This window comes from Acetomicrobium sp. S15 = DSM 107314, from assembly GCF_016125955.1.
GTDB lineage: Bacteria > Synergistota > Synergistia > Synergistales > Thermosynergistaceae > Thermosynergistes > Thermosynergistes pyruvativorans.
On record NZ_JADEVE010000325.1, the window covers coordinates 1 to 7096 of the forward strand.

A 7096-nucleotide genomic window follows, 5' to 3' on the forward strand; every position below is an offset into this window, starting at 1 on the left:
GTGCAGCAATATTATATCAGTTATACCCATGATGCTCGATGCGTCTTGGCGGGGCCACTACATGGAGTAACCCGTGATGAAAATATAAAAGTGAGAGTGAATGTGAAAGTGAGTGCGGAAGTGGAAGTGAGTGATGAGTGAGACGTAAAAATGTGAAAGTGGGCGTGGAAGTGAGGGAGATAAAAATTAGCGTAGGCTAACAAACACAAAAAACAAAGATCTGGCCCCAGGAGGGTTACCTATGGACTCGAGGGGCCTACTACCTGCTACGTGATTTTATAATGGTAGACCCCAAGGGGTTAGCATAATGAGAAACTCTCATAAGATTGTTGCGCAGATCGGACCATTCTTCTATCCCCGCTGTAAAAGCTACTGCTTAACGATAACCATTTCACGGACGGCCGAAGAGGCCCCGGGGCCAAATTCCGCGGAGGCTTCTATGTTTTTCCAGTTGTCGCGGAACCATTGGATAGTGTTCCCAAGTCCTTCCTCGAAAGTCATCTTTGGTTCATATCCTATAAGCTTGTTAGCAAGTTCAATTGAGGCCAAAAGCCTTTTCTTTGTGTCCCACTTCCTGCGAGAGGCAAAATGAATTCCTGCCTTGTTCCCCACGAGCTCGTTAATCATATTGGCCAAATCGATTATCCTGATTTCACGACCAGCGGCGAGGTTAAAAGATTCACCTATTGCCTCCTCGAAATACCCGGCTCGCAGAAGCCCATCGACAAGATCGCCCACATAGGTAAAGTCACGCGTTTCCTCACCTGTGCCTGTTATTGGAAGTGGTAACCCTTTCATAGCCCAATAAATGAAATTGGGAATCACATTTCGGTATTGACCAGGTACCTCACCCGGACCATAAGAGTTGAAGAATCGGGGCTTAACCGCCGGGAAGTCGTAATGATGGTGGAAAAAGTTACAATAAAGCTCCCCTGACATCTTAGTGATTTGGTAAGGCGAACTAAGGTGCATGGTCACGAAATCCTCTTTCAAAGGTAGTGGCATTTCGCCCCCATAGATAGCACATCCCGAAGAAGCGTAAACGAACCGCTCTACACCTGCGAGGACGCTGTACTCAAGCATTCGCAAGGTGCCCATGCCGTTAACCATAAGATCGCGTTCGGGATGATCCACCGAGTTTTGGTTAGCGAAGAAAGCAGCAAGATGAAACACGATCTGTGGACGCTCAAAGAAAACTCTCTTAATCATAACTTCGTCGAGAACACTACCTTTGACGAATAAAACATTAGAAGTCGATGGGACATTCCACAGCTGCCCTGATGAAAGATCGTCAAGGATTATCACTTGAGCTCCCAACTCCACTAAAGCTTGCGAAAGGTTTGACCCAATAGCTCCAGCTCCGCCCGTTACCAAAACGGTTTTACCCTCATAAAATTCTTTATAGTTTTCCACCATTATCACCCCTACACCTTTTAGTTAAATCCTACCATAAAAAGTTATTCCACTGTAGTCCCTGCACCTGCCAAAAGCTGTATATACTGGTCTATACACTTTTCCTTATCAAAATGCTCTTCAGCATACAGCCGCCCCTTTCTACCCATCTCTCCTCTAAGGTTAGAGTCAGAATAAAGCTCAAAAATTGCCCTCGCCAAAGCATCATAATCTCCTGCATCCGCCCAAATTCCGGCCTTAGATTCTTCTAAAATCCTTTTGGCGTCGCTTGTCGCAGGCGTGCTACAAATTGCAGGACGCTCTACTGCCATTATACACTGCAGTTTTCCCGGCACCACCGGAGTTCGTAAGCTTTTAACGAGGGTAACCAAACACGCGTCAGAGGCCTGCAGGAGTTCTATATACTCCTCTTCTGGTAGATGAGGGAGAAAGTGCACGCTTTTCAAGCCCAAATCTTGGGAGAGTTTTTTAAGTTTTGGCAGCTCTACTCCGCTTCCAGCGAGCACCAAAGCAAAATTTCTAATTTCCTTTTCTAAAGGCGCGGCTGCTTTCAATATATCGTCCACTCCTTGAGCAAACCCCATAACGCCAGCATAAGAAACAACGAAAGAATCCGCAAGTCCGAGGCGCTCCCTCAAAGAGTTCTTTAAAGGCCCCGGCCTATATTTTTCGAGGTCCACCCAATTGGGAACCACGTAAGCCCTGTCCTCAGCCACGCCATGTTCAATCACATACTTGCGGTTTCCCTCAGAGTGGACAGTAATAAAATCCGCATATCGGTAGGCCCACCGTTCTATCCAGCGAGCTAAAGAAATCAAGAGGGGGTTTTTAAGCAACCCAAGGTCTATCACCGATTGGGGATAGAGATCCTGGACATTTACAATGGATATGCCCTTCCACTTTTGGGCGAGCTTAATGCCCGCCATCGTCAATGGAAGAGGAGGGGAATATACGATGACGGCATCATGACAGGTGAGGCGCCTACCTTTAAGCCAATACTGGAAGGCCACAAAGAAGTGCTCAAAACCCCTAAGAAGTGGAACCCGTTTAGGGAGAGAAATCATCGGAAGGCGGTAAACCTTAACTCCGTTTAGCTCTTCTTCCTCGGGGAATTTCTCTTTATCGTCAGCCACATACCGTTGAGGCATGCTTGTAATTACCGTAACGCAAAAGCTTTTTTTCTTTAGGTGCTCAGCGAGTTCTGAGAAAAGCCGTGCCGCTGAATTAAGCACCGGTGAGTAGCTAATTGTCAAAAGCAGTATTTTCCTTGGCATCTCGTTTTTAAACTCCTTATTTTTACACTTAAGGTCTTGCGCTGAAATCTATTCAATTTTATCTTTATTCATGTTAAAGGAAACCCCCATCGGTTTTCCTTCAACCAGCGACTGCTCAATGGCAAAAGTCGCCATCGTTGTTTTGACGTATTCTTCAAAAGCTACAGGTGGCGGACCACCTCGCTCGATCGCAGAAATTAAGGCTTCAAATTCCCCCTCGTATCCTCTATCGATCGACAAGAAGCTTTTTTTAACTTTACGACGCCCGCCTCTGACAAAAACGGCTTTCTTAAAGTTATCGATAAGGCCCACCGTGCCTCCGCCGAATACTTCAACTTTTTCCCTCGAATACGACTTGTCGCCCCCAGCCACATACGCAATGGAACTGATAGCGCCATTGTCCATCTTCAAAGTTATAACGACGTTGTCGCTCGGTTTGTAAGCCTTAGACTCCAATGTCTCGGCATATACACGCACCGGTACTGACCCGGTAAGAAACTGAACGAGGTCCACAAAATGACAGACCTCCCCTATTATGCGCCCTCCGCCCTGTTCTGGGTCGTGCACCCAATGATCTGACGCCACTGGCCCTGCGTTTACAGTGCAACAAACGGCAAGAGGCTCAATGATGCTTGAAAAATGCTCCTTAAGCCAACGCACATAGGGAGAAAACCGCCTGTTAAACCCAACAAACAATACTGACCCGTTTTCCTTTTGGGCTTCATCGTAAGCTTTGGCAACGATGCGCAATTGCTCCTCATTTATCGCTAATGGCTTTTCCACGTAAATGTGCTTACCAGCACGCAAGGCCTCCGTCACAAAATGGGCATGCGAACTATGGCGTGTAAGAGCTATGATGAGGTCAATCTCCGGGTCGGCGAGAAGCTCCTTATAATCTGTGGTGCAATATTCAAAGCCAAACTTTCCCCCAGCATGTCGGCCGCTGTGACCGGTAGTAGTGGCTATACCTTTAAGCCTTATATCATGCTGGCGCTTAAGCACGGGAAGGAGGGTCGTAGTCGCAAAAAGCCCTGCCCCAATAACCCCAATGCCAACTGTCTTCTTCGTTCGCTCGATAACCCTCTCTGAATATGGCTTTAATTCTACTTTCTTGTCTTTAGGCGATTCCTTTACGGCCTTTGCCGCCTCCGGATAAGTAAGCAAAACGCCGATATAAGGTTCCTTGCCCTCCAAGATGAGCTTATAAGCCTCCGCGGCCTGCTCAATGGAAAACCTATGGGTGATTAAGTGCTTCACACTAACTGCACCCTTACCGAGTTGTGCTAAAAACTCCTCCAAGTTGCGCTTGGCCGTCCAGCGGCCATAGGCAAGTGGGTAATCAACCCCCTTTTCAATATAGAGGGAGTCAAAGGCCCCCGGCCCCCAGGCGCGCGACACCACAAGTTCGAGCTCCTTATCGAAGAAGGGCTCCCGTGGAACCACAAGGTTAATAAGGCCTGTCGCCACGATCTTAGCCCGCTCCCGTGCCACTTGAGCGGCAAGTTCCAAGGGTTGATTGCTTGAGGCAGCAGCCATAATAATCACCGCATCGGCGCCTTGGGGCGCAAATTCCCGCATTGCGTCCCCTACATCGGCCTGATCAATTACCGCCCCAGCTTCTAACCCATGCTCCAAAGCCATCTGAATTTTTGCAGGGGCTAAATCTGCCCCAAATACATGGCAACCAGCCGCCCGAAGAAGCTGTGTAGCGATCTGCCCTAAAAGTCCAAGCCCGATAACCACAACCCTCGACCCCAAAGACAGTTCCGCCAGCCTAACGGCCTCTAACGCAATGCCCCCCAAGGCGACGAAGGCAGCGCTCTCAAAGTCCACACCTTCAGGGATTTTTGCACAAAAATTCTGCGGTACGCAGACTATTTCGGCGTGAGACGCATAACCACTCCCCACACAGGCCACACAATCTCCTTTAGAAAAGCCTTCAACGCCACGTCCAACATCAATGACTGTTCCGGCGGAAGAATACCCAAGCGCCACAGGGGTATCCAAACGGTTTACCGCTTGATGGTAAGCCTCAAGCACCCCTTCGGCCCTTGCCTTGGCGATGACTTGGCGAACTAAGTCAGGCCGTGCCATAGCTTTTCCTACAAGCGATTTTTTGGCCATCTCAAGCATGTGCTTTTCCGTGCCGGCGCTAACCAAAGAAGCCATACTTTGCACCACCACGAAGCCAGGCTTAACTGCCGGAGGAGACACATCGACGACGGCGAGTTCACCCGTCTTGTAGCTTTGGATAACTTGTTTCACCTAAGTTTTCCCTCCAAGACACTTTGATATAACTCCATCATTTGCTCTGCAATCCTATCCCATGTAAAATGCTCCATAACAAGGCGTCGGCCGTTAGATCCCATTTCTCCTCGTAATTCAGGGTTTTCTATAAGTTTATACAAGGCAGCGGTGAGTTGGTCAACGTCAGGATCAATTACGATGCCCGCGTTTGCTTCTGCCACCTCGGGGAAGTTACACTGGTGCGTTATGACCACTGGGAGACCGCAGGCCAACACCTCCAATATAGCCATGCTAAACCCCTCAGAGTAAGAGGGAAGTACGAAAATATCTGCTCGGCTCAATGCGGCAAGCTTTTGTTCTCCAGTAAGCATACCAGTGAAAATGCATTTATGTCTAACTTCTTGAACCTCAAGAATTTGCTCAACCTGTTTTTGGTACCCTTCGTTATCCGGCCCAGCCACTATTAACCGTATGTCGTCGCGCTCCTTGGCAATCACTCCAAACGCCTTAGCCAGGATATCAAGGCCTTTCTTGGGGTGAATGCGCCCTAAAAATAGCACGACATTCTTGCCTTTCAATTCTGGATAAAGCTTCTCTATTTCTTCTTTCTCAGGGAGCTCGCGAAATTCCTCTGGGTCTATCCCGTTAGGGATCACAACAACTGGGCTATGCACGCCAAAGGCACGGATGTCTTTTACCTCGTTTTGAACAAGAGCATGAATTGCCGCCGCCCTATTCAACATGCGTTGTTGAATAAATGCTGCGTAGACTCTTTTTTTAAAGCCCTTATAATTCAGACACCACGGGTCAAGTGCGCCACGCACGGAGACTACATAAGGTTTGTTAAACTTCTTGGCTGCACGATAGGCCGCAAAGTGAGGGTGATGCCAGATCTCATGAATATGGAGGAGATCGTAACGTTGCACTTCGCCCTGTAATGCCCTATCAAGAGCAGAGGAATGAGCTGTCCAAATCTTGGAGAGCCAGTCTTGCTTAAACAATCGAGCTTCTACGCTCTCAAAGCCTACCTCTCTTTCTGACTTCTGTGGATTATCCAGAGCAAAGACCGCTACCTCAACGCCTTTTTGCATTAATCCTTTAGTCAGACCTCTGACGCTTCGAGCAGGTCCACCCCAATTATGTGAAAGGCTGGCCGCTACATGAAGTACTTTCATTTCCTATACTCCTCCCCCACTGCTACCTTAACTGCATCTAAGAAAGCCCTCGTCAAATGTTCGATGCCAAGAATATATTCACCGATATCTTCCAGCATCGCTCTAACCTCCACTTAGCAAACCTTCGTGTGCTGCACTCTTGAGACAGAATCACTTTTGACATTTCTCAAAGGTATATCGAGTAGTTTGGGCTTTGAGTAATACTTGCTGTCCTGCTCCTGACCGAAGGAGTTCGCTTCACCCTGTCAAAAGTCTCTTCTTATTAGTCATTATGAACCGCCCCGGCTTTCCCGAAAGCTTTTTTATTTGAGTCCAGCTACAACAGCTGGTGTCTCCTGAGATTGTAATACTTTTCCTCAAAGCTTGAGGTGCGGAATATTTCCTATAGCTCCAAGAAGCCTGCTGTTATTAAACCAATTCACCCACTCCAATGTGGCAAACTCGACGTCTCTCAAGGTTATGCCACGGCCTGCGCTCTCGCGATGACCTCAGGTCTTACTAAGACCGATTACGGATTTAAGCCAAGGCATTGTCGTAAGGATCTCCTACACTGCCCACGGATAGGCTTCATTCCTGCCTCGCGCAGCCTTTTGCGTGGAGCGTATGGAAAGGTATTAAAGACCCATGGTCGCTTGAGGTGAACCAACCTCTTCGTATCTCTCCTGGCATATAGAGCCTGTTCTAAGGCATCGATTACGAGGTCCGTCTTTAAAGACCTCAAGAATTCGCCAACCTACGATGAATCTCAGCAATATGTCTATGACGAATGCAGCATATACAAACCCACTGCGCGTAGCGACATACGTTAGATCTGCCACCCACAATTGGTTAGGGCGAAGTGCAGTGAAGTTTCGACACACCAAATCTGCAGGTTTATTGGCAGATTCATCAGGGATCGTAGTCCTTATCTTCCTGCCACGAATGATCCCTTTTAGGCCCATGTCTTTCATCAGGCGCTCCACCGTGCACCTTAAGCTACTTTAATGC

The 7096-nt window shown here is 48.1% G+C and carries 4 protein-coding genes and 2 pseudogenes; all 6 read right to left on the reverse strand.

Going from position 1 to position 7096, the window contains the following annotated elements:
* Positions 1–369: 369 nt before the first annotated feature.
* On the reverse strand, positions 370–1413 hold the full coding sequence (locus EZM41_RS09455) for an NAD-dependent epimerase/dehydratase family protein (protein WP_198470854.1): 1044 nt from the start codon (positions 1411–1413) through the stop codon (positions 370–372).
* A gap of 44 nt (positions 1414–1457) precedes the next feature.
* Complete coding sequence (locus EZM41_RS09460; RefSeq protein WP_198470855.1) at positions 1458–2687, reverse strand: glycosyltransferase family 4 protein; 1230 nt, start codon at positions 2685–2687, stop codon at positions 1458–1460.
* 48 nt (positions 2688–2735) lie between these two features.
* Positions 2736–4952, reverse strand: a complete 2217-nt coding sequence (locus tag EZM41_RS09465; RefSeq protein WP_198470856.1) for a Gfo/Idh/MocA family oxidoreductase — start codon at positions 4950–4952, stop codon at positions 2736–2738.
* Positions 4949–6109 (reverse strand): glycosyltransferase, encoded by a 1161-nt coding sequence (locus tag EZM41_RS09470; protein WP_198470857.1) that lies wholly within the window; start codon positions 6107–6109, stop codon positions 4949–4951. The genes EZM41_RS09465 and EZM41_RS09470 overlap by 4 nt, the downstream gene beginning before the upstream one ends.
* A 356-nt stretch (positions 6110–6465) precedes the next feature.
* A pseudogene (locus tag EZM41_RS14755) lies at positions 6466–6698 on the reverse strand (integrase core domain-containing protein); the annotation flags it as partial.
* Positions 6699–6758: 60 nt separating this feature from the next.
* Positions 6759–7080, reverse strand: a pseudogene (locus EZM41_RS09475) (DDE-type integrase/transposase/recombinase); the annotation flags it as partial.
* Between the last annotated feature and the right edge of the window lie 16 nt (positions 7081–7096).

Excerpts from the sequence above, each read along its gene's own strand:
- EZM41_RS09460 (WP_198470855.1), bottom strand. The coding sequence starts at position 2,687 with ATGCCAAGGAAAATACTGCTTTTGACAATTAGCTACTCACCGGTGCTT.
- EZM41_RS09470 (WP_198470857.1), bottom strand. The coding sequence starts at position 6,109 with ATGAAAGTACTTCATGTAGCGGCCAGCCTTTCACATAATTGGGGTGGA.